Origin of the sequence: Saccharibacillus sp. CPCC 101409 (assembly GCF_030518235.1) — a bacterium.
Taxonomy (GTDB): domain Bacteria; phylum Bacillota; class Bacilli; order Paenibacillales; family Paenibacillaceae; genus Saccharibacillus.
Genome location: NZ_JAULSA010000008.1, coordinates 1 through 25,783 on the forward strand (window position 1 = coordinate 1; position 25,783 = coordinate 25,783).

Annotated in this window: 21 protein-coding genes, 1 other RNA gene and 2 riboswitches; of the genes, 16 read left to right on the plus strand and 6 right to left on the minus strand. The window is 54.9% G+C overall.

Annotated elements, in window-relative coordinates:
- Both QWJ34_RS16980 and QWJ34_RS16985 read right to left on the minus strand, forming a co-directional pair.
- On the minus strand, window positions 1-344 hold a 344-nt coding region (locus QWJ34_RS16980; protein WP_302729651.1), incomplete at its 3' end, for a DUF6444 domain-containing protein.
- A 192-nt stretch (window positions 345-536) separates the two neighbouring features.
- On the minus strand, window positions 537-1,661 hold the full coding sequence (locus QWJ34_RS16985; RefSeq protein ID WP_302729652.1) for a LacI family DNA-binding transcriptional regulator: 1,125 nt from the start codon (window positions 1,659-1,661) through the stop codon (window positions 537-539).
- A gap of 339 nt (window positions 1,662-2,000) precedes the next feature.
- Between QWJ34_RS16985 and QWJ34_RS16990 the strand changes: the two genes are divergently transcribed.
- The 5 genes from QWJ34_RS16990 to QWJ34_RS17010 all read left to right on the plus strand — a co-directional run bounded on the left by QWJ34_RS16990 (window position 2,001) and on the right by QWJ34_RS17010 (window position 7,225).
- Window positions 2,001-3,329 (plus strand): ABC transporter substrate-binding protein, encoded by a 1,329-nt coding sequence (locus QWJ34_RS16990; RefSeq protein WP_302729653.1) that lies wholly within the window; start codon window positions 2,001-2,003, stop codon window positions 3,327-3,329.
- Between the two features lie 59 nt (window positions 3,330-3,388).
- A complete protein-coding gene (locus QWJ34_RS16995) occupies window positions 3,389-4,264 on the plus strand; it encodes a carbohydrate ABC transporter permease (protein WP_302729654.1) in 876 nt (291 codons plus the stop codon).
- Entirely contained in the window at window positions 4,251-5,099 is an 849-nt protein-coding gene (locus QWJ34_RS17000; RefSeq protein WP_302729655.1) for a carbohydrate ABC transporter permease, read from the plus strand. The genes QWJ34_RS16995 and QWJ34_RS17000 overlap by 14 nt, the downstream gene beginning before the upstream one ends.
- A gap of 34 nt (window positions 5,100-5,133) precedes the next feature.
- Window positions 5,134-6,081 (plus strand): DUF1861 family protein, encoded by a 948-nt coding sequence (locus tag QWJ34_RS17005; RefSeq protein ID WP_302729656.1) that lies wholly within the window; start codon window positions 5,134-5,136, stop codon window positions 6,079-6,081.
- An 82-nt stretch (window positions 6,082-6,163) separates the two neighbouring features.
- Window positions 6,164-7,225: a BtaManbiosPhlase gene (locus tag QWJ34_RS17010; protein WP_302729657.1), complete on the plus strand. Its 1,062-nt coding sequence runs from the start codon at window positions 6,164-6,166 to the stop codon at window positions 7,223-7,225.
- 382 nt (window positions 7,226-7,607) lie between these two features.
- On the opposite strand, the gene QWJ34_RS17015 is transcribed toward QWJ34_RS17010, so the two are convergent.
- Complete coding sequence (locus tag QWJ34_RS17015; protein WP_302729659.1) at window positions 7,608-8,819, minus strand: MFS transporter; 1,212 nt, start codon at window positions 8,817-8,819, stop codon at window positions 7,608-7,610.
- A gap of 98 nt (window positions 8,820-8,917) precedes the next feature.
- Window positions 8,918-9,016: riboswitch (purine riboswitch) on the minus strand.
- 178 nt (window positions 9,017-9,194) lie between these two features.
- On the opposite strand from QWJ34_RS17015, the gene QWJ34_RS17020 reads away from it, so the two are divergent.
- The 10 genes from QWJ34_RS17020 (at window position 9,195) to QWJ34_RS17065 (ending at window position 22,623) form a co-directional block, all read left to right on the plus strand.
- Window positions 9,195-10,085 (plus strand): acetate and sugar kinases/Hsc70/actin family protein, encoded by an 891-nt coding sequence (locus QWJ34_RS17020; protein WP_302729660.1) that lies wholly within the window; start codon window positions 9,195-9,197, stop codon window positions 10,083-10,085.
- 201 nt (window positions 10,086-10,286) lie between these two features.
- Window positions 10,287-10,610, plus strand: coding sequence for a CD3324 family protein (locus QWJ34_RS17025; protein ID WP_302729662.1), 324 nt, complete (start codon window positions 10,287-10,289; stop codon window positions 10,608-10,610).
- A 325-nt stretch (window positions 10,611-10,935) separates the two neighbouring features.
- On the plus strand, window positions 10,936-11,850 hold the full coding sequence (locus tag QWJ34_RS17030) for an aminoglycoside adenylyltransferase domain-containing protein (RefSeq protein WP_302729664.1): 915 nt from the start codon (window positions 10,936-10,938) through the stop codon (window positions 11,848-11,850).
- Between the two features lie 310 nt (window positions 11,851-12,160).
- Window positions 12,161-12,931, plus strand: coding sequence for a glutamate racemase (gene murI / locus QWJ34_RS17035; RefSeq protein WP_302729666.1), 771 nt, complete (start codon window positions 12,161-12,163; stop codon window positions 12,929-12,931).
- 458 nt (window positions 12,932-13,389) lie between these two features.
- Window positions 13,390-13,583, plus strand: a riboswitch (cyclic di-AMP (ydaO/yuaA leader).
- Window positions 13,584-14,140: 557 nt separating this feature from the next.
- Window positions 14,141-14,374, plus strand: a complete 234-nt coding sequence (secG, locus tag QWJ34_RS17040; RefSeq protein ID WP_302729668.1) for a preprotein translocase subunit SecG — start codon at window positions 14,141-14,143, stop codon at window positions 14,372-14,374.
- A gap of 358 nt (window positions 14,375-14,732) precedes the next feature.
- On the plus strand, window positions 14,733-18,011 hold the full coding sequence (gene rnr, locus QWJ34_RS17045; protein WP_302729670.1) for a ribonuclease R: 3,279 nt from the start codon (window positions 14,733-14,735) through the stop codon (window positions 18,009-18,011).
- Between the two features lie 539 nt (window positions 18,012-18,550).
- Window positions 18,551-19,024 (plus strand): SsrA-binding protein SmpB, encoded by a 474-nt coding sequence (smpB, locus tag QWJ34_RS17050; protein ID WP_302729672.1) that lies wholly within the window; start codon window positions 18,551-18,553, stop codon window positions 19,022-19,024.
- A gap of 357 nt (window positions 19,025-19,381) precedes the next feature.
- Window positions 19,382-19,748: a transfer-messenger RNA gene (gene ssrA, locus QWJ34_RS17055) on the plus strand.
- A gap of 304 nt (window positions 19,749-20,052) precedes the next feature.
- On the plus strand, window positions 20,053-21,315 hold the full coding sequence (locus QWJ34_RS17060; RefSeq protein ID WP_302729674.1) for an AlbA family DNA-binding domain-containing protein: 1,263 nt from the start codon (window positions 20,053-20,055) through the stop codon (window positions 21,313-21,315).
- An 18-nt stretch (window positions 21,316-21,333) separates the two neighbouring features.
- The gene (locus tag QWJ34_RS17065) at window positions 21,334-22,623 is read left to right on the plus strand and encodes a hypothetical protein (RefSeq protein WP_302729675.1); all 1,290 of its coding nucleotides are present in this window, start codon (window positions 21,334-21,336) and stop codon (window positions 22,621-22,623) included.
- 20 nt (window positions 22,624-22,643) lie between these two features.
- On the opposite strand, the gene QWJ34_RS17070 is transcribed toward QWJ34_RS17065, so the two are convergent.
- Complete coding sequence (locus QWJ34_RS17070; RefSeq protein ID WP_302729677.1) at window positions 22,644-23,621, minus strand: DUF4238 domain-containing protein; 978 nt, start codon at window positions 23,619-23,621, stop codon at window positions 22,644-22,646.
- Between the two features lie 120 nt (window positions 23,622-23,741).
- Between QWJ34_RS17070 and QWJ34_RS17075 the strand changes: the two genes are divergently transcribed.
- Window positions 23,742-24,392 (plus strand): hypothetical protein, encoded by a 651-nt coding sequence (locus tag QWJ34_RS17075; protein WP_302729679.1) that lies wholly within the window; start codon window positions 23,742-23,744, stop codon window positions 24,390-24,392.
- Between the two features lie 475 nt (window positions 24,393-24,867).
- Here the strand turns inward: QWJ34_RS17075 and QWJ34_RS17080 are convergent, their stop codons facing one another.
- Together QWJ34_RS17080 and QWJ34_RS17085 are read right to left on the minus strand one after the other, a co-directional pair.
- Entirely contained in the window at window positions 24,868-25,443 is a 576-nt protein-coding gene (locus tag QWJ34_RS17080) for an ankyrin repeat domain-containing protein (protein WP_302729680.1), read from the minus strand.
- A 20-nt stretch (window positions 25,444-25,463) separates the two neighbouring features.
- Window positions 25,464-25,700: a hypothetical protein gene (locus QWJ34_RS17085; protein WP_302729682.1), complete on the minus strand. Its 237-nt coding sequence runs from the start codon at window positions 25,698-25,700 to the stop codon at window positions 25,464-25,466.
- Window positions 25,701-25,783: the final 83 nt, after the last annotated feature.

Consider the following 25,783-nt stretch of genomic DNA (forward strand, 5'->3'; position numbering starts at 1 on the left):
AGGACGATTTCATCCGGGCAGTCCGCAAAGCGGAGCGTGTGGCCGTCGTGCCCGTGGGGCGCTCCTTTTTTACCGCCGGCGATCCGGGAATTCGTCGGCTTACGAAAGCCGTCGCTCGAAGGCGGCTTGCTGCTGTTTTGACTGTTTTGTCCGAGCTGGCGTTCCAGCTCATGCACGCGTTTTTCCAGCTTTTGAATCGTTTGAGCCTGAGCTTTGACGACCTTTTTTAGCTGTTGATTCTCTTCGCGCAGCATCCGATTTTGCTCCAAAAGCACGGTAAAGACGTCCGCGATTTCGGGGTCGCCTTTGCAAACCTGCAACACTTGTTTCGGCGTGAAGTCCACAAACGTCTCTCCTTTCTCATGAAGCGGTATGAAGAATAGATTCAAGATTCGGGTTGAAAAATCCTTTTTTTATAGAATGACGATAGAGAGGACCTAAGTAGTAACTATCTGCGCAGTTATTTCGTTGTAAGGCAGCCGGGAGGCAAAATTAACTGCACCGGTGCCGCTATTTTGCGCCTTATTCTTCCGCCCTTACCCCCGCATTCCGCGAGAAGCCGCGGCGTTCGCCGCTTCCGCCGCCTGCTCCGCGTCCGGCGCGGGCCCGCTGGAGCCGCGCGTCAGCAGCTTCGTCGGCAGCAGCAGCTCCGTGAACGGCTCGTCCGGCCGTTCGATCCGCTCCAGCAGCCGCGCGACTGCGCGGCGGCCGTACAGCGCCAGATCGACGTCGAGCGTCGTGATCGGCGGCACGGCCAGCCGGGACAAATAGCCATTGTCGAAGCTGACGACGGATACGTCCTGCGGCACGCGCAGCCCCGCCTGCTGAAGCGCCGAGTTCAGGTAATAGCCGAAGCCGTCGTTGACGCAGAACCATGCGGTCGGCATGCGGTCCGAAGCTTCCAGGCGCCGGACCAGACGCCCGACGAACTCGCTGTCTTCTTCCGCATTCCGCACGATCCAGCTCTCGTCGCTCTCCGGCAGGCCGAGTTCGCGCTGCGCCAGCCGGAAGCCGTCCAGCCGCTCGTCGTAGCTCGGCGACAGCGCCGTATTGCCGATAAAGCCCAGACGGCTGTGTCCGAGCTCCGCCAGATGACGCACCGCTTCGTAAGCGCTGAAGCGGTTATTGGTCAGGATGCAGTCCGTCCGGATAAACGGATGATGATGGTCGATCAGCACGGTGGGAATGCCGGTGTCGATCACTTTGCGGATATAGCCGGTCGTGATATGCGACAGGATCAGCACGCCTTCCACGCCTCCGCTTTCAATAAAGGAAGGCAGCGTCAGACTGTCCGCCGCCTGGCGGCTGACCGATTGGATCAGCAGGTTTTTGCCGCGCCGCGCCGCTTCGTCCTCGATCGTCAAATAGATCTCCCCGAAAAAGCCTTTCTGCGAGAAAGCGAAATCCGACGCGATCAGCGCGATACTGCCGCTTTCCTGCGCCGAGTCTTCCCGGCGCCGTCCCCGATTCTCCGAATAGGCATAGCCCATTTCCGCCGCCGTCCGCACGACGGTCCGCCGCGTTTCTTCGCTGACGCCGTCTTTGCCCGACAGCGCCTGGGAGACCGAGTTTTTCGAAATGCCCAGCCGATCGGCGATATCCTGCATCGTCACTTTGGTCTTCGGTGGATTGTTCAGCGTGTTTTTTGTCGTTTTTTTCATCGCCTCGCACCCTTTCTATACTTCGGCCGTCCATTGTCTGCCGGAATTGCGGCAGGCAGGGGACGAGCAGCGGAATGGACATGACAGAACCGGTTTTGCTTTTTTGTGATGACTCCATTGTAACGTTACAAAGATTACTTGTAAAGAAATTTGCTTGTTTTATAGCTATAATCACTTGACAAACCATGATATCCGCACAATAATACGTTATATAAGCGCTTTCATAATTACCAGTCAAGCTTCTGTCACGTTACAAAAAGGGTGTCGTACCTAATGTCCCATTGTCCGTCGGATCTGTTATCTTCACTTATCCCGCAATCTCCAAGGAGGAACCAAGCGATGAAAAGAAAATGGACCGCTTTATTGGCTCTGCCGCTGTCTCTGGTCATGCTGTCTGCCTGCTCCACCGGCAATCCGACGACGCAGCCGGGCACGGCCGAACCGTCCGCGGACGGCAAAGTCACCGTCGAATTCTGGGCCGCGCCGAATCCGACGCAGCAGGCGTTCTGGCAGGGGATGGCCGACGCGTATAAGAAAGAGAATCCCGACGTTACAATCAACGTGAGCGCGATCAAGGAATCGCCGAGTTCGGAAGCCAGCATCCAGGCCGCGATCGCCGGCAAAAGCGCGCCGACCATGTCGGAGAATATCAACCGCGGCTTCGCCGCGCAGCTGGCGAACAGCCAGGCGCTGGTGCCGCTCGATACGCTGGAAGGCTTCGACGATGTAGTGAAGGGCCGCAATATGACGAATACGATCGAGGCGTGGAAGTTCGCCGACGGCCACCAGTACGTCCTGCCGATCTACTCCAACGCGATGCTGTTCGGCTGGCGTATCGACACGCTCAAGGAACTGGGTTACAACGAGCCGCCGCAGACGTACAGCGAAGTGCTGGAACTGACGCAGAAGCTCAAAGCGAAGTACCCGGATAAATACCTGTGGGCCAAAGCCGATCTGGCCGATCCCACCGCGTGGAAGCGCTGGTTCGACTTCTTTATGCTGTACGACGCGGCGTCGGGCGGCAACAAGTTCGTCGAAGGCGACAAATTCACCGGCGACGACAAAGCGGGCGTGGCGGCGCTGACTTTCGTCGACCAGCTGCGCCAGGCCAAGGGGCTGCTCGCGCAGAACGTGACGGATCCGTTTGAAACGGGCGTCAGCGTCTTCACCGACCTGGGGCCGTGGACATTCACGACCTGGGCGGAGAAATTCCCGGAAATGAAGTACGGGGAAAACTACACGCTGTCGATGCCTCCGGTGCCCGACGATATAGACCCGGCGGATTCCAAGACTTTTGCCGATACCAAGGGTCTCGTTATCTACGCCCAGGCGCCCAAAGAAGCACAGGAAGCGGCGCTGGCGTTTGCGAAGTGGGTCTACTCCAACCCGGACAACGACGCCAAATGGTTCGAACAAACGATGCTGCCGCCGGCACGCGACGATCTGTCGGACAACGCGGCGTTTACCAAGATCCTGGACGCCAATCCGCAGCTCCAGCCTTACGCGGCCAACGTTCCGAACGCCGTTCCTTCGATGGACAACGCCAAGTTCAACGAGATCCAGACGCTGATCGGCCAGGAAGCGTTCAACAAAGTGGTCCGCGGCGAGATCGATCCGCAAACGGGCTGGGACAATATGAAGAAAGCGATCGAAGGAGAGCTTCAGTAACGGGGCGCTTCAATAAGGCAACGGAAATCTAACGGAGTTCTGTAAAGGGGTCTTCGCCGATGAATCCGAACAACAACAGACTGGGCTGGACGTTCACCAGCCCTTACCTGATTTATTCGCTGGTCTTTTTTCTCGGGCCGCTGCTCTGGTCGTTCTATCTGGCGTTCACCAACTGGGATATGATCGCGCCGAGCTACGAGTTCGTGGGTTTCGACAACTTCGTCAAAGCGTTCCGCTCCGCGGGCGTGCAGTCGGCCTTCTGGGTCACGTACAAATTCATGCTGGTGTTCGTGCCGCTGGTCATCGCGATGTCGCTGGTCGTGTCGGTGCTGATCCACGGCCTGCCGCGGTTCAAAAGTTTGTTCCTGATCGGGTTTTTCCTGCCGTATCTGTCGTCGGGCGTCGTCTCGGCGCTGATTGTCAAAGGTTTCCTGTCCTACAACAGCCCGATGAACGAATGGCTGCGCGGGATCGGGATCAATATCAACTGGCTCGGCGGTCCGTGGTCGGCGCTGTTCGTGGTCGGGCTGATCATGGCGTGGAAATTTACCGGCTACTACGCGCTGATTCTGACATCGGGGCTGGAAAGTATCGACCGCGAGATCTACGAAGCGGCGGCGATCGACGGCGTGTCGAACACCTCGCGCTTCTGGCGCATTACGCTGCCGCTGCTGTACCCCGCGCTGTACACGACGCTGATCCTTGCTTTCGGCGTTACGTTCGGCATCTTTACCGAAGTGTATCAGCTCACCGGCGGGGGACCGAATTTCGCGACCAATACGTGGCAGATGGAGATTTTCAGTCAGGCGTTTAAAAATCTGCAGGCCGGATACGCATCGGCGGTGGCGCTGCTGGCTTCGCTGGCGACGTTCGTGTCGATCTTCCTGATCCGCAAACTGCTGGAACTGTGGGGGAAGCGCAATGGTTGGGTCTAACAATACGAAAAGCAGCCGCCGGCTTCGCCTCTCGATCCGCTATGCGCTGGCCTCCGCGCTGCTGCTGGTCATGGTCTATCCGTATCTGTACATGGTGCTGAATTCGTTCGCCGACTGGAACCAGGTGGACCGCAAGCTGCTGCCCGATTCGTTTACGCTCAAGTCGTACACCTGGCTGCTGAACGGCGGCGAAACGGGCGTCACCCGGCCGTGGATCAACGCGTTCGCCAACAGCGTGATCGTGTCGGTCGCGTCGACCGCGCTGATGATGCTGTTCGGGGTGATGGTGGCGTACGCGCTGTCCAAACTTCGGTTCCGGGGCCGCGATACGATCAACAACTTTATTTTGTTTCATATGTTTTTCCCCGGCATTATCCTGCTGATTCCGAGCTTCCTCATTATTCAGCGGATCGGCTGGTACGATACGTACTGGGCGCTGATTATCCCGAAAGGCGTCAGCCTGTGGGCAATCTTTATGTACACGAACTTTTTCCGCGCGATTCCGGATACGTTTATCGAAGCGGCCAAACTGGACGGGGCGAGGGACTTCCAGATTCTGTACCGGATCATGCTGCCCATGTCGAAGTCGATCACCAGCGTCATCTTCCTGTTCACGCTGATGGAACGCTGGACGGAGCTGCTGTGGGACATGATCATGGTGCGCAGCGACCACATGCTGACGCTCAATGTGCTGCTGTCGCAGATGTTCGGGCCGTACGGCGGCTATCCGGGTCCGCTGTATGCCGGCTCCGTGCTGCTGTCGCTGCCAATCATCGTCCTGTTTATCATTTTCGGGAAAAAGTTTCAGGAAGGCATGCAGTTTACGCTTAAATAAGCCGGTTCGACGGGAAAGGATGTACCGCATACAGATGAAATTCACAAGCGAAACGAAGCTGAAAACGTGCCGCGAGCTGCTGGAGGAATATGAAAAGGGTGCTTCTGCGGCGGGCGGCGCGGGCAAACTGGTCTTCGGCGGCGTGGGCGCGCGGGACGTGTACAATATCGCCGCGCCGTTCGAAGACGAAGGAGAAGCCGTGATCGCCGGGCGGGTGGAGCGGCGGGACAGCGAAGAATCGGAGATCGTATTTTTTACGGAAAAAGACGGCGTCTGGACCCCGCGCGAAGGATCGCCGCTGCTCAAATTGCAGGACCCGTTTCGCGCGGTTGTCGGCGAAGAGCTGCTGATCGGCGGCGTGGAAACGTACCCGGACCCGGACCATCCCGGCGGCCTGCTGTGGCGGACCGTGCTGCACCGGGGCTCGAAGATCGCCGATTTGCAGCCCTTCTTCCGCGGGCCGGAGCGCATGAAAGATCTGCGGCTGGTCCAGCTGGATGACGGCGGAATCGGCGTGTTTACACGGCCCCAGGGCGAAAAAGGCGGACGCGGCAAAATCGGCTTCCTGCGCCTGGATTCGCTGGACGAGCTGAGCGTGGACGCCATCGAGAACGCGCCGCTGCTGGAGAACCAGTTCGACGACGAGGAGTGGGGCGGCGCGAACGAGATTCATCCGCTGGCAAACGGCCGGCTCGGCGTGCTCGGGCATATCGCCTGCTTCGACGAACGCGGAGACCGGCATTATTATCCGATGACGTTCGTGTTCGATCCGGCGTCGGGCACGCACACCGCAATCGTGCTGCTGGCCGTGCGCGCCGACTTCCTGCCCGGACCGTCCAAACGGCCCGATCTGCGGGATGTCGTGTTCAGCGGCGGGCTGATTCGTCGGCCTGGCGGCGGTGCGCTGCTGTACGCCGGAACCGGCGACGCGGAAGCGCAGGCGCTGGAGGTGGACGATCCGTTTGCGGCGTTCGAGCGGTAGGGAATCGGTCCCGGCCGCGCGCGCCGACAGGCAGGGAAGAGAAGGCGTATACGTTCAAGTGAATGCCGAAGGAGCTGACGAGATGAACAGTCAACGTTATGAAGAAAATCCGCTGATCGCGCCGAAGGACGTCAAGCCTTACCACGCAGGGTTCGAGGTGATCGGCGCGTTCAACGCGGGCGTGGCCGTATACGAAGGCGAAACGCTGCTGCTGCTCCGGGTGGCGGAGCGGCCGCTGCCTCCGCGCGAAGGCGTCGTGGGCGCGCCGGTCTACAACCCGGACAGCGGCGAAGTCGCGGTGAAAGAGCTGCGGCTGGACGACGAGCGGTACGACTTTTCCGATCCGCGCACCATCCGGGAGAAGGGGTCGGAAGGCGCGTTCGCTTACCTGACCTCGCTGTCGTATATCCGCATCGCGCGGAGCGCGGACGGACGGCATTTTACCGTGGACGACAAGCCGTTTATTTACCCGTCGGGCGAGCTGGAAACGTTCGGGATCGAAGACCCGCGTGTGACGCAGATCGGCGATACGTACTATATTTACTTCTCCGCCGCTTCGCCCGTGGGCATCGGGGAAAGTCTCGTATCCACGAAAGACTTCGTGCATACGGAGCATCACGGGATGATCTTCGGGCCGGACAACAAGGACGTCATTATCTTCCCGGAAAAAGTCGGCGGCAAATACTACGCGCTGCACCGCCCAACCACTCCGAGCACCGGCCGCCCGGAAGTATGGCTGGCGGAGTCGGACAATCTGCTCTACTGGGGCAACCACAAGCATCTGCTCGGCCTGCGCGCGGACCGCTGGGACAGCGGCCGCATCGGCGGCGGCGCGGTGCCGATCCGCACCGAACGCGGCTGGCTTGCGCTGTACCACGGCGCGACGAAGGAGCACCGCTACTGCATGGGCGCGGTGCTGCTGGACGCGGACGATCCTTCGCGCGTGCTGGCGCGCTCGGCCCGGCCGATCCTCGAGCCGGAAGCGCCGTACGAAACGGACGGTTTCTTCGGCGGCGTGGTATTCGCCTGCGGCGCGGTCGTCGACGGCGACGTCGTGCGGCTGTATTACGGCGCGGCCGACACGTCGACGGCCTGCGCGGAACTGAGCTTGCGTGAGATTCTGGACGGGCTGGAGCCGGTGTGAAGCAGGGGCGCTTGGACTTTTGCTTTTTGCTTTTGGACCCCGATATCGGGGCCCCGCCCCGCCGGTCCGGCCTAACGGAACCGAGAAGCGCTAAAAGCGTCTTTTTCGAGCTTGGAATCCGCTAACTGAACTCAGAGACGCTAATCCGCCGATTTGCGCCTGCGGAACCGCGGATCGGGGCTGTTAGCGTCTCCCGGTTCCGTTAGGTTTGCGAAGGAGGCGAATTCGTGCAAATAGCGCCGCCTCGTTCCGCTAGAGTCGGCGCGTTCGCGCGAAGCTTCGACTTTGCAGGCGCAGACGGCAAAAAATCGGCATTTGCCGGAACGACGCGGCCAGAAAGGCGGCGAATTTCCGGCAAATGCCGATTCGATTCACGGGCGGATCAATCCCCGCCGAAGCCCGGCTCCAGCTTGGAGCCGGATTTCTGTCCGCGCTGCTCCGGACGCAGGGCCGAAGTCCTGCGGTAGAAGGTGTACAGCGCCACGGCGAAAGCCGCGACGACGATAAAGCCGCCGATCCAGGCGTTGTAGGTGACGGAAGGCGCGCGGTCGATCACGACGCCGCCGATCGCCGAGCCGGCCGCGATGCCGACCTGCAGGGCGGAGAAGTTGAAGCTCTGCTGGATCTCCGACGTTTCCGGCGCGGCTTCGATCAGGTAGCTCTGCTGCGCCGGCGACAGCGCCCAGCTCAGCGCGCCCCAGACGAAGACGAGGATCGCGAACAGCGGGATGATGGACGCCGTAAACGGCAGGACGAACAGCGACAGGGCAAACACGCCGACGACGATCAGGATACTTTTTTTGGCGCCCAGGCTATCCGACATCACGCCGCCGATCATACCGCCCGCGACGGCCGCGAGGCCGAAGAAGAAGTACACGACGCTGATCCAGGAAGCGCTCAGGTGCATGACGTTTTCCAGGAACGGCGTGAAGTAGGCGTACAGCGTGTAGTGGCCGGCCAACAGCAGCAGCGTAACCAGATGCGCGCCGGCCACGCGCATGTTTCTCAGCGAAGACAGCTGCTGGCGAAGCGGCATGATCTGCTGCGGCTGAATCGGCTCCATCAGCTTGTAGATGACGAGCATCGCCAGCAGCGCGAACGCCGCGATGAACAGGAACAGGATGCGCCAGCCGAGTTTGTCGGCGGCAAGTACGCCGAGCGGCACGCCGAGCACGATCGCGGAGCTGATGCCCATCGATACGATGCCGATCACGCGGGCGCGGAAGTTCTCCGGCACGACTTTGACGGCAATGGTCAGCGACAGCGTGGTAATCAGCGATCCGCTGGCCGCCGTAACGAAGCGGGAGATCAGCAGCACGCCGAAATTCGGGCTCCAGAACGCGAGCAGGCTGCCCAGGATAAAGACGACCAGCGACCAGAGATACAGCTTGCGCCGTTCAACCCGCGCGGTCAGCGCAAGCAGCGTCGGACCGGATACGGCATAGACGAGCGCGTAGGCGGTGATAAGCTGGCCGGCGGTGCTGACGGATATGCCGAGGTCTGCGGCGATCTGCGGCAGCACGCCGCCGATAATAAGTTCGACGAGGCCCACGGTGAACGCGGCGATCGTCAGAACGAGGACTTTGAGATTCATGGATGACAGAGCTCCTTTTTGTTCGAGATTGCGGTAAGGCAGGCGCGAAGGAATCGGGGTCGAACGGTGGGTGAACGCAAAAAATCCCGACTGCAAAGGCGCCTGCGGCGCGACTTTGTAGTCGGGATGTATGGTTCCCGGTAGATACCCTCAAACCGTATTATTGAGGTTATACAATGTCAACTCGTCCTACTGTAAAGGATTTGCTCCGAAAGATCAAGAGGCAAATTGTAAAATGCCGAAAATTTGGCGCGCGGGCCGGGGGAGGCTATGATAAAAGGAAAAAAGCCGCCCGGCGTAAGCGGCCAAGCCGGGTCCGGGCTATGGCGCGGCGTTACGGCGCTTCCGCCCGGCGCGGCCGGAAGGAGGACGAGCATGACGATATACGCGGGAATCGACGCGGGAGGAACGCTGATCAAGATTGCCCGGCTCGGCGATCCGGGGAATGCGGCCGGGAGAGGGCCGGCCGGCAAGCCGGCGCTGCTGAAGTTCCCCGCGGCGCGGATCGAAGACGCGGCGCGGTGGGTCCGGGCGAATCTGCCCGAGGATGCGCGCATCGGGGTTACCGGCGGGCGGGGCGAGCGTCTGCGCGGCCTGCTGCCGGAGTACGCGAACTTCGCGGGCGTGCCGGAGTTCGAGGCGACGGCCGAAGGCGCCGTCCGCATTAGGGCATGCGACCTTGGCGAAGCCGGGAAAGCGGCGGAGCGGTTTGTGCTGGCGAACGTCGGGACGGGGACGTCGCTGCACTTGATCGACGGCGCCGAGCGGCCGAGGCTCGGCGGGATCGGTCTGGGCGGAGGCACGATCGTCGGTCTGACCGGACTGCTGTGCGGGGTGCGCGATTACGACGAAATCGCGCGGCTGGCCCCGCTGGGCGACCGGGAGGCGGTCGATCTGACGGTGGGGCAGATCTATGCCCCGGCGGAGCCGCCGATCGCCGGCGACCTGACGGCCGCGAACTTTGCGCGGCCGCTTCCGTCCGCAGCCGCGGTGCGGCCGCAGGATTATGCGGCGGCCGTGGTCGGCATGGTCGCGGAGATCGTCGCGACGGTCGCCGCGCAGGCCGCGGCGCTGCACGGCGCGAGCCGGATCGTGTACGCCGGCTCCGCGTACGAAGGCAACGAACTGCTGCGCACCCTGACGGTGCGCTTCACGCACATGCTGGGCCGCACGGCGGAGATTCCGCCGCAGGGGCCTTACTGCGGCGCGATCGGGGCGCTGTATGCGGCGAAAGAAAGCATACAGGATAAGCTGAAGAACGAATAAAACCCAAAACGAGAAAAGGAGGGTTCGGACGATGAGAACGTCGAAATCGAAGCTCGAAACGGTACGGGATACGCATCCAATCCGCTCCATGCAAAGCCTGTAAAGGCGTGAACCGCCCTCTGCATGGAGCTTGATCGATCGGCGGATCGCCCGGACAGGCTTTGCTTCCACCCGCACATCATCCGGGAAGGAGCGAGCCGAATGTCCGAAGACAAGCCTCGGCCGCCGGACCAGGCCAACGGCCGGCGCACTTATCGAAACGCGGCGGAATGCCTGCCGTCCGAACTGCTGCGAGAACTTCAGCGTTACGCCGGAGGCGAAACGCTGTATATTCCCGCTTCCGCGAACGGCAAGCGCGGCTGGGGCGAGCGTTCCGGCCTGCGCGCCGAACTGAAAGCGCGCAACGCCGAAATTCAAAGCCTGCACCGCGCGGGCGCGCGGATCGACGATCTGGCGGACCGCTACGCGCTGTCCGTGGAACGCATCCGGCGCATCTGTTATACGCGCGCCGCGCGCGAATTTTAACCGAAAGATCGCGGCGCATTCAAGCCTGGCAAGAAAACGAAAAGAGCCTGGAAATCCGCTTCGCTGCGGATTTCCAGGCTCTTTTTCAAGAAGCGGTAGAGTTGAAACTTCGCACATCCGGTCAACATTTCCGCCGCCTCCACAATGGAGTATGTCGAAAACGGCTCCAACCGTATACGGCCTGTTTCGCCGCGCCGGAACTTCATATAATAAAAACGAAAAGCCGAGGCCCGCCGGACATTCCGGCCGCGAAAAACCGAAAGACGGCGGCGGGGAGATGTCCGATGCGGTCCCGGCGCACAAGAACCCGAGGAGGCGCGGCATCATGGATAAACCGAAACCTGAACCGAATCCGAAATCAAGCCCAAAACCCAATCCGATCCCGCCGGATTTCCTGCTTTACAGCGCGAGAACCAAACGCGGCAAAGGCATCCGCCAGGCGTTCGCCGCAGCCGAAGAGTTAACGGAAAGAATCGTTCGGGCGCTGGGCGACAATACGGTCGGCGTGTATCTGCACGGCTCGCTGGCGCTGGGCGGGTTCAATCCGGCCGCGAGCGATCTCGATCTGCTGGTCGCGGTAAAAGACAAACCGGCGCGGAAGCAGCTGCGGGAGCTGACCGCGCTGACGCTGGAGCTGCACAGCCGTTTGCGCTCCGGTCGGGACATCGAATATACGGTGGTCGAAGCCGCGGAGCTGCGGAGTCCGGCTTGCCCGACTCCGGTCGTGTATCATTATTCCTCGATGCACCGCGCAAGATACGCCGGCTACCCGGATTATGTATGCGGCGATTACGAAGATTACGATCTGGCTGCCCAGCTGACCGCCGCTTACGAACGGGGCTTTGCGCTGTACGGCCTGCCGCTGCGCGAGCTTTATCCTCCCGTCCCCCGGGAAGCCTATGTAAAGTCTATTCTGCACGACGTGTCGGAAGCGCGGACGGAGATTGCCGGCAATTCGACGTACCTGATCTTGAATCTGTGCCGGGTACTGCTGTTCCTGCAAGAAGGGCGTTTGGCGTCGAAAAAAGAAGGCGGCGAATGGGGAGTATCGGCGCTGCCGGAGTGGGAAGGCGCGGTGCGCGCGGCGCTGGACGCCTATACGGGTGCGGCGGATTCCCTTTTACCCGTGCGCGCAAGCCGGTTGAACGACTTTGCCGAAGACCTGCTGTCGAGAATCGGGAACGCTCGCAGCGGCACCGACCGGCACGAGACGGCGCAGGAAAAGAGGGAGCAAAGTTGACCGGAAACGAAACGTTCGAACCGGTCCTGCAACCGGCCGGCGCCAAGTACAAAAAGACGCTCCGGCATCTGCCGTCAGCTTGCCCTGCTTGATATCGTACAAGCGTTTGGCCGTCGAGCCGCCGCCTCCTTTCCCGGGCCGCCGCAAACGGCTTTTTTTGGCGTTTCCCGCCTAAAAGGTCTATAATCTTTAACGGACTTTCTTCTATAACAAAGACTTCCATAACAAAGACTTCCATAACAAAGACCGCGACAACAAATACTAAGATACTAAGAGAAATACAAAACATACAAAGGCAGGGTGAACGTCAGTGAGCATCGCTTTTTTCGACTCGGGACTCGGGGGGTTGACCGTTCTGCATGAGGCGGCCCTCCGGCTTCCGCATGAAGATTTTTTGTTTTACGCCGATATGCTGCACGTTCCGTACGGCAATAAAACGCGGCAGCAGGTGCTAGGGTACGTGATCGAGGCGGCGGACCGGATTATGCAGGAAAACGTCAAAGCGCTGGTCGTCGCCTGCAATACGGGCACAAGCGTGGCGGCGGCGGAACTGCGGCGGCGTTACCCGATTCCCGTGATCGGGATGGAGCCGGCGGTCAAACCCGCGGTGGAGATGAACGGAAGCAGCGGGCGGCGCGTGCTGGTGATGGCGACGGAGCTGACGCTCGGGCAGTCCAAGTATATGGAGCTGGTGTCGCGCGTGGACGATCAGGGGATCGTTGATTCGCTGCCGATGCCGGAACTGGTGCAGTACTGCGAAGCCCTGAATTTCGACGAAGACGAGCTGGGAGCTTATTTTCGCCGCAAGCTGGCCCCGTTCGACCTGAAGCAGTACGGCACGCTTGTGCTGGGCTGCACGCATTATCCGTATTACACGGAGCTGCTCAAGAAGATCCTTCCGGACCATATCCGCATTATCGACGGCGGCGCGGGTACGGTCCGCAGGCTGGAAGACGTGCTGAGCGAGCGCGGAATCGAGGGCGGGGGAAGCGGACAGGTGCGCGTCATGAATTCCGCCCGGGATCCCCGTTACAATCTCAAACTGCTGCGGGCGCTCGAACGGCTTCGGACCCAATCGTAAAACAATCGTCAAACGATCGTGAAAATAGGGACTTGACTTTGGAAACGCTCTCTTTTTGAGTGGTGAACCGCGGTTTAAGGCAGCCATGCCGCTTTATTGTGAAAATAAACGGACGGTGTGTCTCGATTCGGCGAAGTTTCGTTGAATAAGCGGGGGCTTTTTTCAGAAAAAGCGCGTAAACGCAAGAAAAGACACGAAAATAAAAGCTTGACTATCGTCGGAGAATCTCGTATGAACCAATTGCGCTTAAAACCCCCAAAACGAGCCGGAGTCAACCTTTACATAAGGTGTCAGCAGGGGTTAAGATACGGTTCATGAAACGAAGCGCCATGCTTTGCGGCAGAGGCTTCGAACTTCGTACGGCACCGGATTTCCAAGCGGGAAATCGAGCGCTCCGGCATGCCGCCTACATTTTCGGAAAGGATGATGGGATTCGTCACTTATACGCAGCATACCAAACGATTGAACTGCTGAATTTTTATCGCCAAATAGGAAACGGGGGAACCGAGCGAAAGCCGCAGCGGCTTTCACGGGGTGAAGCTTCCGACCGTCCGACACTTCTTAACAAAAAGAAGCCGGCCGATGCGGGAAGCGGAGCGACTCTTGCGCTCTAATCCGTCAGCTAACCTCGTAAGCAGAAGCAGGAGAGTGACCATTCCACGATCACGGATGCCCGAGCGTCCGCCCGTACCCGGAAGATCGGCTTCCGGACAGGGTCTCTATTTTTCGAAAAGCAGGCAAAGCCGAAAGTCATCCAAGATCAGCGAGGAGGAAAAGCGCATGTCGGATGCCATGATTATCATGGTCATTCTGGTCCTGACGGCCGTATCGGCCGGATATATTCTGTGGACCGATCGTACCGTTCAAGGTAAAGAGCAGCGTCAACGCTAGGACCGAATACTTTAAAATCAAGTCCCTATTATGCCATTTAACCGGCCGCGCCGCGGAGAATCCTTCCGCCGCGCGGCTTTTTCGCATATCACTCGATTGTCAAATCGGCCGGGATATGGTAAGCTGAAAATGCTGTTTTTATAACACTGATGTAGCAACCGGCAGCCGGTTTTAACGGATACGCAGACACGCTCGCGGTCCGTGCAGGGAACGGCGTTTCGCCAGCGGGCGAAGCCCCCGTTCCGGCGGACCGTGCGCATCGGACAAGGGCGGGCGCGAACCGGCGTCCGCCCGGATATACCGTAGGAGGTGGAAGTTGTGGAAATTTTTCTGAAGGTACTGCTTTTGATTTTTGCGGTCGGCGTGATTACGGTCGTACTGCTGCAAAAAGGGAAAAGCGCGGGTCTTTCCGGCGCCATCTCCGGCGGTGCGGAGCACCTGTTCGGCAAAACCAAAGCGCGCGGCCTGGACCTCGTCCTGGAACGCACGACGGTCGTTTTGGGCATCGGGTTCGTTGTAATGGCGGTATTGACTACAGCCCTGACCAACTGACCGATGAATGGGAGCGGAACGTCCGCCCCGCGAAGCCTTCGTTGATCCTTGGATTCAAGGGACACGGAGGCTTTTTTGTGTATACGGCTTCCGGTATGAAGAAGGCCGCGCGGCGGCCGTGGAACCAACCGCCGGGCCGGCGCGCCAACGGAATGCGCAGGGCGCGCCGCGAAAGGATTAACCGGGCGGCGGCACGGGTACTTTTAAGGTATACAGCCTGCGCGAACCGCTTGGCCGCCGCTGCCTGCGGCCCGCGCGATGCAGCAGGCGGACAGAAACAAGAAATCGAGCAGACGTTTCCTGCATGCCGGCCCAGAGCCGCCTGCGGGCGGACTGGCGCCATTTAGAGGTGATAACCATGATAACGGAAGATATGCTGCTGGGCTTTATGCGCGAGAGCGCCTACAAGCCGATGACTTACCAGGAGCTGGAACAGCATTTCGGCATCGAGGATGCGGAAGTATTCCGCGAATTTATGAACATGTTGAACGGATTGGAGGAAGCGGGCGAGATTGTGCTGACGCGCACCCAGCGCTACGGCGTGCCGGAGCGGATGGATCTGCTGCGCGGACGGCTGCAAACCCACGCCAAAGGCTTCGGTTTCCTGATCCCCGAGAACCGCGAGCATCCCGATGTGTACATCAACGCAAACGATATGCTCAGCGCGATGAACGGCGATACGGTGCTGGTGAGAATCGCGTCGCGCGGTTCGGCCGGCGGACGGATGGAAGGCGAGATCGTCCGCGTCGTCAAGCGCGCCATCACGCAGATCGTCGGCACGTACCAGGACGAGGAATCGTTCGGCTTCGTGCTTCCGGACGACAAGCGCATTACGCGCGATATCTTTATCCCGGCCGGCCGGGCCGGAAGCGCGCTGAACGGGCAGAAAGTCGTCGTGCGCATTATCAGCTACCCGGAAGGCCGGGCGGCGGCGCAGGGCGAAGTGATCGAAGTGCTGGGCTACAACAGCGATCCGGGCGTGGACATCCTGTCCATTATCCGCAAGCACCAGCTGCCCGAATCGTTCCCCGACGAAGTGCTGGCCGAAGCGGAAGCCGCTCCGGAAAGTCTGTCGGAAGAAGAGATCGGCAATCAGATTGCGAATGAAGGACGCCGCGATCTGCGGAACAAGCAGATTGTAACGATCGACGGCGAAGACGCCAAAGACCTCGACGACGCGGTCAACGTGGAACGTTTGGAAAACGGCAACTACGTGCTCGGCGTGCATATCGCGGACGTGGGCTACTATGTCAAAGAAAGCTCGGCGCTCGATCAGGAAGCGTACAACCGGGGCAGCAGCGTGTACCTGGTGGACCGGGTCATCCCGATGCTGCCGCCGCGTCTGTCCAACGGGATTTGCAGCTTGAATCCGCGCGTGGACCGCTTGACGCTGTCGTGCGAAATGGAATTCGACGCTTCGATGAGAGTGATCCGCTACGATATCTTCAAAAGCGTAATCAAAACGGTCGAACGCATGACGTACAAAAACGTGCGCCGCATTCTGGAAGAAGAAGATCCCGAACTGCTGGAGCGTTACGGCTACCTGGTCGACAACTTCCGCACGATGCGCGATCTGGCGCTCAAGCTGAACGCCCGCCGCATGAAGCGGGGCGCGGTGGACTTCGACTTCGAAGAAGCGAAAGTGCTGCTGGACGACCAGGGCAAAGCGATCGATATCGTCAAAAGAGAACGGTCGATCGCGGAGCGCATTATCGAAGAATTCATGCTGGCGGCGAACGAGACGGTGGCGGAGCACTTTACCAAAGCCAAAACGCCGTTCCTGTACCGCGTTCACGAAGATCCGGACCAGGAAAAGCTCAAGCAGTTTATGGCCTTCGCCGAGAGTTTGGGCTTCCACGTCAAAGGCAAAGCCGGTACGGTGCAGCCTCGCGAACTCCAGTCGCTGCTGAGCGACGTGCAGGAAACGCCGGAGCAGAAAGCGATCAGCACGCTGCTGCTGCGTTCGATGAAGCAGGCGCGTTACGACGCAGCGGATCTGGGACACTTCGGCCTGGCGGCCGATTTCTATACCCACTTCACCTCGCCGATCCGCCGCTATCCCGACCTGGCGATCCACCGGGTAATCGGCGAAGTGCTGGCAGGCGGCGGCAAACTGACGCCGCAGCGCGAAGAAGCGCTGGCCGCGCGCATGCCGGATTACGCGCAGCAGTCTTCGGTACGCGAACGCGTGGCCGTAGACGCCGAACGCGATACGGACCAGCTCAAGAAGGCCGAATACATGCTGGATAAAGTCGGCGAAACGTTCGACGGCGTCGTCGGCAGCGTTACCAGCTTCGGGCTGTTCGTGGAACTGGAAAACACGATCGAGGGCCTGATCCATATCAGCAACCTGACCGACGATTACTACCATTACGACGAAGGCCGTTTGCAGCTGACCGGCGAGCGCACGTCGCGCACGTTCCGCATCGGCGACGTGGTCGAGATCCGGGTATCGAAGGTCAGCATGGACGAGCATACGATCGACTTCGAGCTGGTCGATATGAAGAAAAGCAATTTCCGCGGCGGCGGCCGGGGACGACGCGCGGAAGGCGAAGGTTCGTCTTCGGGCGGCAGAGGCGGCAAGTTCGCCAAGACCGGCAAAGAGAAGTTCGGCAAGGATAAAGGCAAAGGCAAGGGCAAGAAAGATAAAGACAAGAAAAAAGACAAAAAGCAGGGCGATGTGTTCCGGCCGAACGAAGCGGCGTCGGGCGGCGCGGCCTCCGGCGGTCAAAGCGGGAAAAGCGCGCCGGCAGACGCGGCGCGCGGCGGCGGAGCCGCCGGGGAAGAGCGCAGCGGCTCGCGGCGCAAGCGCAAAGGCAAAGGCGCGAGCGCCTCGGGCGAGCCGGGCGTGAGCGGCGGCAGCGGACAGCCGCCGCAGGAGCAGGGCGGCTCGCGCAAGCGCAAAGGCGGCCGCGGCGCGGGCTCGGCCGGCGAAAGCGGGTTCGTCCAGGCGGCGGAGCAGCCCGGACAGGGCGAAGGTTCGCGGCGCAGCGGCAAGCGCGGCAAAAGCGCGGGCGAAAGCGGCGGCGCGCCGTCGCCGCAGGGGCAGGGCTCCAGCCCGGGCGAAGGCGGGGGCTGGGCTTTTGGCGGCGTGCCGGCCGAAAGCGGCAGCCGGAACGGCGGCGGCGCGGAGCAGGGCGCGCGCGGCGGGGTTAAAGGCGAAGCGCCGAATGAGGCGCGGAGCGGCGGTAAGAGCGAAGCGCCGGAATCGGGCGCAAGCAGCAGTAAGAGCGAGGCGCCGAATACAGGCGCGAAGCAGGGCGGCCGCCGCGGCAAAGGCGGCGGCATACACATCGAAGCCGGGCAGAGCGGCGCCGATGTGTATAACGGCTCGCCGGGCGAGGGCGAGTGGTCCAACCGGCCGCCGGGCGCAGCCGGCGGCAAGCGCGGGCGCGGAGGCGCGCGCAGCGGCTCGGGCGGCGCAGGCGCGAACGTGATTTCCGGCTCGGCCGAAGGCGTCAAAGAGCCGGGCAAAGGCCGGTTCGGTTTCGGCTCCGGCACGGGAGGCTACGGCGGCGAGACGGCTTCGTTCTCGCGCGACGGCCGTTCTCCGCGGCCGACCGGCGACCGGCCGAAGAAAAACGGCGGCAGCGCCAAGAATTCGACCGCGGGCTTTGTGCGCAAGAAGAATAAGTAAGAAGCGAGCGCGCGAACGAGGCACGGTAAGCACGGTAGAGAAACAAGATTAAAGAAGCAGCGGGTTCAATTTGGAACAAACCCGTGTTGTTTCTTTATCCGTTTCCGCCTCCGGTTTTTCTTCGCTGCCCGATGACGCTCATTGTTCCTAACGGAAGTCAGAGACGCTAATAGCGCTTTTTCGATCCTTCTTCCGGTCTAACGGAACACAGGGGCACTATTTGGCAGCAAAACGCCTAGAGCAGCGTTTTTTCAAGCCGTTAACGTCATCTCGTTCCGTTACGATTTCTGCAGCTGACAAATCCTGTGTTTAGTGCTGCTCAGTTCCGTTAGAATTTATTCGGTGGAGCGAGGCGGGCGGGCTAGGAGGCAAAAGAAAACGAATCGTTCAAGCATGCGCGAGGAAGGCGGTATACGGCGGCTCGACGAGTCGGTACGCTCCGCCGTCTTGCCTTTTTCCAATCAAGCTTGCTACAATCTGATTACAGAAGAAACCCGGGAGACGCCGGGATTCGAGCATAGGGCAAGGGGGTGCAAAACATGCCGAAAAACACCGAGCAGGGCAAACTGCTGGCGCAGAACAAAAAAGCGTCCCATGACTACTTTATCGAGGACACTTACGAAGCGGGACTCGTGCTTACCGGCACGGAGATCAAATCGCTGCGCAAAGCGCGGGCGAATATCGGCGACGCGTTCGCGACGATCCGGAACGGCGAGGCTTTTATCCATAATATGCATATCAGCCCGTTCGAGCAGGGCAACCGCAGCAATCCGGACGATCCGACGCGCACGCGCAAGCTGCTGCTGCACAAGGTGCAGATCCGCAAGCTGATCGGCCAGTCCAAGCAGGAAGGCTACACGATCGTGCCGCTCAAAGTCTACGTCCGCAACGGCTACGCCAAGCTGCTGATCGGCCTCGGCCGAGGCAAGAAGCAGCATGACAAACGCGACACGGCCGCCAAGCGCGACGCGCAGCGGGATATCCAGCGGGCGCTCAAGTCGAGGCAGCGGTAAGCGGGTCGGGGATTGCCGTCGTTTCGATGCCTTTTGCGCCGCGGCTATAAGCAGGTGTCGGACGCTGAGCTTCCCGGCGGGCGGTCAGGGAATGATTTCTAGGTTTTACGCCGCATCGGACCGGGTAATCTACCTTTACACCGCGTAATGTGGTATAATCTAAGTCTGTGGGAAGTGCGCTGCACTCTCATGAGCAGTTCTTTCTTTTATGGAGGGAAAGGCTGCGCGAACTTGTGGTACAATGCGGCTCGTGCCGGAACCTCACGGTTCCCTGCGACGGCCCTTTAATCCGGAAGTTCCCTTTTTACGAAAAATGCACGCCGGCTTCCGTTTGGAAGGGCGCCATTTTTCCGATCAGGGGGCGTTTATGGATTCGACGGGGGTAGTTCGGGCATGGGTAGCGGGTAGTGGGGACGCGTCCGCTTTATCAACGCTAAAGCCTATTAAATGGCAAACAACAAAACAACTACGCTTTCGCAGCCTAAGAAACTGTGAATCGTGCTCTCGCTCTGCATCGCCCATGTGCCGGGATGAGGGCCCAACCTATAGTGGGATACGCCGGTTAGTCTCCGCCTGGGGGTAAACGGAAGAAGACAATCAGGCTGACCCGAAGGGAATCCGGTTACGGGGAGTTCCTAGGGTGACATCAAAACCGTGACTACACCCGTAGAAGCCTATGCTGCGTTATCTTCGGACAGGGGTTCGACTCCCCTCGCCTCCATATGTACCATCAGAAACGGACACCCACGGGTGTCCGTTTCTGTTGTTTGGATTCGTAGTGGTTGGTTGAAGGGCATGGTTGTGGGGTTTGTGGGACGGCTGACGATAAACAATAGGAAACTCTGATGGTATAGGTGGTGGTAGAGCCTATATACTAAAGGAAACTTTGTGCATAATTTACTGAAGAAGTTTTTACGTTTTGTCTTATGTATAGAGAAATCACTTTAAAGTGCAGTCGAAAGGAGAAAGAAATGCGATATTCGGAATTGTTACAAAAGTTACCGTATAAGACTCTCATGGACGTTAGGATGGAATTGATTCGTAAAGAATCAGGTTTTGAATTAATACGCTTAGCCGTACAAGATAAAAAAGAAGATTTTCAAGAAAGCATAAAAGATTATGGAGATATCGTCTTTGTTAAATTTCAATTACATATTGATTCATTGATAGAGGCGCTGAACGATTTTAGAGACAAGAAAAAATCTCATGTATTTATTCAAAAAAGAATTTTTTCTCATGTAATTTATTTTGAAGAAAGCCTAAATGATTTACAGTTCTTAGAGAATAGATTTTCAATAGGCCAGCAAGACAATCTTAAAACATTCGATAAACCCACAACTGTTATATTAAATCATTTTAGGCCATCTATGCCTCAGCAATCATACCGAATCAAACAGAAAAAAGGACTACCGCACTTTCCTACTCTTAAAGATGCAGAAATATTTTATCTCTTTGATTCTTTCAAAGAGTACCCCTCTGACTTACCATTTTTATATTTTAACTTTATCGACGATCGTACATGGATAGAAAGAGTTATAGTAAAAAATAATAATCTAGAAGTTTTTATAGAGGGAAGAGATGCGATAAAAAGTGAACTTAAAATATATGCTAAAAGCCCGGAACTAGTAGAAGTATTTAAAATAAGCGATAACAAAAAGGTTCAGATAAATTTAGAAGAAAAGCCGCAAGAGGTGTATCTTTATTTATGCCTTGAAGACGAAGTTATGGATTCACGTATTATATCCAAAATGAAGAGTGCATTTTTTGCACAGAATGATGTTTTTTTTGAAGATGATGATTCTAGGAATCTTGAAAATATAATTGAATCAAAGGGTGAAGGTTTGAATATAGAGTATAAAAAAGATAATGCAAATGATAAAAATGATAATATTTTAAAAAGTATTTGTGCATTCGCAAACACAGAAGGTGGCTCCATATATTTAGGTATAGATGACGATGGGAATTTTATAGGTATCGAAAATACTGATGCGGAAAGTCAAAAAATACTGAATGCTTTTGATGATCGAATTGAAGGTCATGTACTTATAAAGCCTTATATACATGAATGTAGGTTGATTTCTGGTACAGGTGGGCGAATTTTAGAAATTGAAGTGCAGGAATCTGACAATAAGCCTATCGCGCTTCGTAAAGATCATAAACTTTCTTATTATAAAAGGATAGGTGCAAGTAATCGTGTGATGCGACCGAGTGACTTAAATTATCTGATTCAGGTAGAAGCGCGAAAAATGAGCTTCGATAGAGTTGGATTAAGTAACCAAAATTTATTATAGAAAAGAAGTGAAAAATGAATGGATAGTAAAAGAAATGAAGACGAATCTAAGCTTCGAAATTTACCTATGATCCAAGAAGCAGAGAAGCAACTAAAAAACGCAGAAACTGCTCGAAAAGTAATAAAGGTATTTTCGCCATTTCTAAAAAAGTTTGGTATTGATGTTCAAAAAATCGCAACTCCTCTAGAAGATATAAAAAAGAAGTTCGGTAACTTAAATGAGTTTGCTACCATTCCTGACCGATTTAACGATACTTTTGCTGAGCGTGGATGGATACTTTATGACATGATGAATGTAGATATAGCGAGAGAAGCTTTACGAGTAGCAGAAACCGGAAACATTGATGATACTGAACAAGTTTTAGTTGAATTTTATGATGCAGATACGACAAGATTGTATTTATCTATGATGCAGGGGATTAAAGCATTTCGTCCAAGAATGCGCCTTGCGCACAAGGCTCTGATTGATTATGAAGAAGGAAGATACCATGCTTGTGTTCCTGTTGTATTAGCTCTTTTAGATGGATTAGTAAATGAGATTCATGAATCTAACAAAGGCTTTTTTGCAGAAGGTGTAGAATTTGAAGCCTGGAATTCTTTTGCCGCCCATAGTAAAGGGCTTGGACAAATTACGAGTGTTTTAAGGAAAGGTAGAAAAAAATCAACTAACGTTGAACAAATAACACTACCTTATCGAAACGGGATTCTGCATGGAAGAGATTTGGAATATGACAGTAAACTTGTAGCCGCTAAAACATGGGCAACCTTATTTTCTCTGAGGGATTGGGCCTTGAAAGTAGAAAAAGGTACAGACAAACCCCCTATTAAAGAACCAGAAAAAAGTCTACGCGAGAAGTTTGCAGGACTTTTAGAAACAAGTAGAGAAAGTAGTGAACTGCAAAAATGGCAACCGCGTGAAATCTCTTTAAATGAAAATTTTATATTTCAAGAAGACACACCCGAAATGATTTTGAAGACATTCTTAGAATTATGGATGAAAAAGAACTGGGGTAATATGTCTCAACTAATCTACTGGGAAAAAGTTGACGATAGCCCAAAGCTAAAGAAAGTTAAGCAAAAAATCGGGAATGCTGTATTAAAGGGATTTGAGATATTAAGCATAGAAGATACGGCGGCCGCTGTTACAAAAGTGGAAGTTGATCTGAAAATCGAAAAAGAAGATGTTACTTCAATTTATCGTCATACGTACACCTTAACGAACAGTGATGAGGCAAACAGATATGTTCGGAGAGGAAAGCCGGGATCAGCTTGGAAAATTGAGAACTGGAACTATCAAACAATCTTTTAAAATAGAAACGAGTTTTATGCTTACGATTTTTCGCGCTCTTCTTCTTGTTTTAGCAATCTGAAAAATTCGATCAAATCTTTTTTGTCTGCAATTAGACCAGAAGGATTACGCCATATGAAATTGTTGTCTTTTGAGTACACGTATTTTTCTGAGTCGTCTATTGTAAAGCTGTTCATCAGAGCAGTATCTTCGCGCGAAATATATTGCGCAGGCATTACTTCTTCAAACCGACCCAGCAACATAATATCTTTGCTCAAAGGCAGGGTTACTTCTGTATTCGAAACTCCAAATCCTGGCCCCCAAATGCCTTTCCCCTCTGGTGTCCAATGCAGATTTAAAGGAGAGTCAGAGCATACAAAATAACTATTCCTAGTATCGGCAAATAGCAATGTCCAGTTTCTTTTGAGTAAAAGAGGTATCAAAACATCTAACTGAGTAATCATATTTTGTAAGTACGTGTTATTTGAGAAGTTGATTTTATAACGAGATTCATCGTCTACAAAAGCTTTCATGTCTTCATAGCTTGTTACTCTTTTTTCGCCCTTTGTATTTTCCTGAACTTCTTTTATATAAGCTTCATATCTTTCCGGAGTTTGAAATAATAATTGACTCCATATACTAACTACTTCCTTCATCATTCCATCAAAAACTTCTCTTCTTGCGGGCACGCGACATGCTAGAAGGGCTACAAAACAGATGAAAATTTCATAGTCTTGATCAGCAGGTATTTGTTTTGTTTCTAGTACGCGTTTGATAACCGGAGCGGCCAAGTTCTCTATTTCGGCAAGTGCCTTTTCGAAATCGTCTGTCTCGTTGGCGGGTAAATCTATATTGTAAAAATCTTTTTTAAACGCTACATTTCGAGGCTTAGCTTCCCATTGCCTTCCCGTTTGATGATCCAATGCCCAAAGTTGATTGTTTTTAGAGCCTTGATTAGTAAAGCCAGCTAGATAAAATTGTGGTAAAAAGTGATGGTTACGTGCTAATTTATTTCCCATATCTATCCCTCGCTCGTTTTAATCGTTTATTTAAGCGATTTACAATCCGTAATAAATAAAAGGCATTTCTGTTTAAAGTAACGGTTATCAAAATTGAGATATTGAAAAGGAGTGAATGTAATGTCGGAAGAACAGAATACGGAAGAATTATTAGAAAGTATAAAGCCTTTATATACTGAAGCAACCAAAAAGGTATATCGAGAATCGTGGGAAGAATTTTTTAGAACGACAACAAGCGATGAGTTATTGATCGTTGTTCTAAGATCTCACATTTTCATAGAAAACGAAATAGAAAATCTGTTGAGTAAGTTTTCTATAAAGGTCGAGAAAACAAAACTCCAATTTTATATTCAGAAATTAGATTTGCTCAATAGCATTGGAGTCGTAGAGAAAGAGCTATATGACAGTTTGAGTTTTGTTAATCAGATTCGAAATAAGTTTGCGCATAGGCTTGATTACGAATTTAACAATGAAGTATATAATGATCTTTATTCTAAGCTTCCGGGAGATATGAGAAGTGAAATGGCTAAAGAGTTTTCTCCTGAAAAATTACGAACAAATGGATCGGATTATCTTGTTCCTATGCGAAGAGTGTTAGGCTCGCTCTGGGCTAAGCTAAAAGAAAAGTCGCTTGATTTATGGGGACGTGAAATATTTGCGATTGATGTTAGAACCCATATACATCAAGATGCGCATATTCATTTATCTCAATATTATGAAGATATCAAGAAATCATTAGAATCTACAGAAGATCAAAAGGAACAAGAATAAAATGAGTTTTTATTAAAAAAGTCTTTAACAGTGGTCCTCAATGTATCGGGAAATTTAATTCTTTAAATATAGGCCAGATTCTCGAAATTCTGAGTCCGCTTATTGTAAATCGGCTATTGGGTGTTGGTGATTTTTAAAAGAAACTTTTTCTCTAAGTACCTATTTAAGTCGTGCATGAACTTCGGTATTAGGCTGTTTATTCTTGCTCAGCTGGCATCAGTTCTGCTTTTACTTCTCACATCTATTTATCCGGCTTCATTCTATTTTGTAACCTACTTTGGCGAAAACACTAAAAATATCCTAACCTACTCGGCTTAAAACTCCAAAACACAAAAAGAGCAAAGAAGGCGTCCGCGTCTTCTTTGCTCTTTCTTCATTCTGCCGTTGTATCCAAACATCCATCCGCAGAAAGTCCGTCCCATCTGAATTGTACAGATGCATTGTCGTTGTATTGCATCAACCCTACTGCACTAAGTTACTCCTCCACCGTCGCTCCAGCCGCATATAACATCTTCAACGCTTCTTCATTGTAGTTCAACTTCGCCAGCGTAACGCCTTCATTCGGATCGGCACCATAATCGAGTAGCAACTGTAGAATGTCTAAATGCTCACTGGTGACAGCGGACTGCATTCCTTCGTTAGGATCGAGGCCGTTGTCGAGGAGATATTGGATGACATCGTAATGGCCGTCCTCAATAGCGTTATACAACGCAACAATATCGTCTTCTAACCTTGCACCGTTCTCCATCAGTAATACAACCATTTCATAAGGATCGTCGTTGAAGTTGATTGCCAGTGAAAGATTGCTGACGTAAATGGCATCTCCGCCGCCGTAGTTTGCGGCTTCGTTGACGTCGGCGCCTTCGGCGATCATTTTCTTTGCTTTTTCGAGATCGTCGTCTCTTATCGCCAAATTCAGCTCTGTGAACATACCGCCGTTGGATCGGTGTTCACCTGAACCTCCAAGCATACGCTCGATTGTCGAGCATCCGGCCAGCGTTGTTGTAGCCAACAGGATCAGACATACAACGAGCATTTTACGCATTGTCATGTTCGATGATTCCTTTCTCGTCAGCCTTGCAATTCATTGACAGTGACCTCGGAATGTATTCCGTAGTAATCGCCTCTACGGATACGGTCTTCCATTTTGGTCGCCATATTCAATAATACGATTGCAATAATCAGCAGGATAATGCCGATGAAGATGTGTTTGGCTTTTCTTTTTACGATTGCCACGATGATGTAGATGATGCTGGATACTTGAATGATTGCGCCGATCGCCTTCAACGCAAAAGCTGTTGTTTCCACGATTGTCCCCCTCTGCAATATTCGTTCGTATGCTTGTCCTTGGACTACGTACATCCGCAATCACAGGCGTTCTCCCTGCTTCT

Coding starts and splice junctions, on each gene's coding strand:
- QWJ34_RS17015 (WP_302729659.1), bottom strand. CDS start 8,819: ATGAATCTCAAAGTCCTCGTTCTGACGATCGCCGCGTTCACCGTGGGC.
- QWJ34_RS17065 (WP_302729675.1), top strand. CDS start 21,334: ATGGATAGTAAAAGAAATGAAGACGAATCTAAGCTTCGAAATTTACCT.
- rnr (WP_302729670.1), top strand. CDS start 14,733: ATGATAACGGAAGATATGCTGCTGGGCTTTATGCGCGAGAGCGCCTAC.
- smpB (WP_302729672.1), top strand. CDS start 18,551: ATGCCGAAAAACACCGAGCAGGGCAAACTGCTGGCGCAGAACAAAAAA.
- QWJ34_RS16985 (WP_302729652.1), bottom strand. CDS start 1,661: ATGAAAAAAACGACAAAAAACACGCTGAACAATCCACCGAAGACCAAA.
- QWJ34_RS17070 (WP_302729677.1), bottom strand. CDS start 23,621: ATGGGAAATAAATTAGCACGTAACCATCACTTTTTACCACAATTTTAT.
- QWJ34_RS17000 (WP_302729655.1), top strand. CDS start 4,251: ATGGTTGGGTCTAACAATACGAAAAGCAGCCGCCGGCTTCGCCTCTCG.
- QWJ34_RS17025 (WP_302729662.1), top strand. CDS start 10,287: ATGTCCGAAGACAAGCCTCGGCCGCCGGACCAGGCCAACGGCCGGCGC.
- QWJ34_RS17080 (WP_302729680.1), bottom strand. CDS start 25,443: ATGACAATGCGTAAAATGCTCGTTGTATGTCTGATCCTGTTGGCTACA.
- QWJ34_RS17010 (WP_302729657.1), top strand. CDS start 6,164: ATGAACAGTCAACGTTATGAAGAAAATCCGCTGATCGCGCCGAAGGAC.
- QWJ34_RS17075 (WP_302729679.1), top strand. CDS start 23,742: ATGTCGGAAGAACAGAATACGGAAGAATTATTAGAAAGTATAAAGCCT.
- QWJ34_RS16990 (WP_302729653.1), top strand. CDS start 2,001: ATGAAAAGAAAATGGACCGCTTTATTGGCTCTGCCGCTGTCTCTGGTC.
- QWJ34_RS17005 (WP_302729656.1), top strand. CDS start 5,134: ATGAAATTCACAAGCGAAACGAAGCTGAAAACGTGCCGCGAGCTGCTG.
- QWJ34_RS17020 (WP_302729660.1), top strand. CDS start 9,195: ATGACGATATACGCGGGAATCGACGCGGGAGGAACGCTGATCAAGATT.
- QWJ34_RS17060 (WP_302729674.1), top strand. CDS start 20,053: ATGGAATTGATTCGTAAAGAATCAGGTTTTGAATTAATACGCTTAGCC.
- QWJ34_RS17030 (WP_302729664.1), top strand. CDS start 10,936: ATGGATAAACCGAAACCTGAACCGAATCCGAAATCAAGCCCAAAACCC.
- QWJ34_RS16995 (WP_302729654.1), top strand. CDS start 3,389: ATGAATCCGAACAACAACAGACTGGGCTGGACGTTCACCAGCCCTTAC.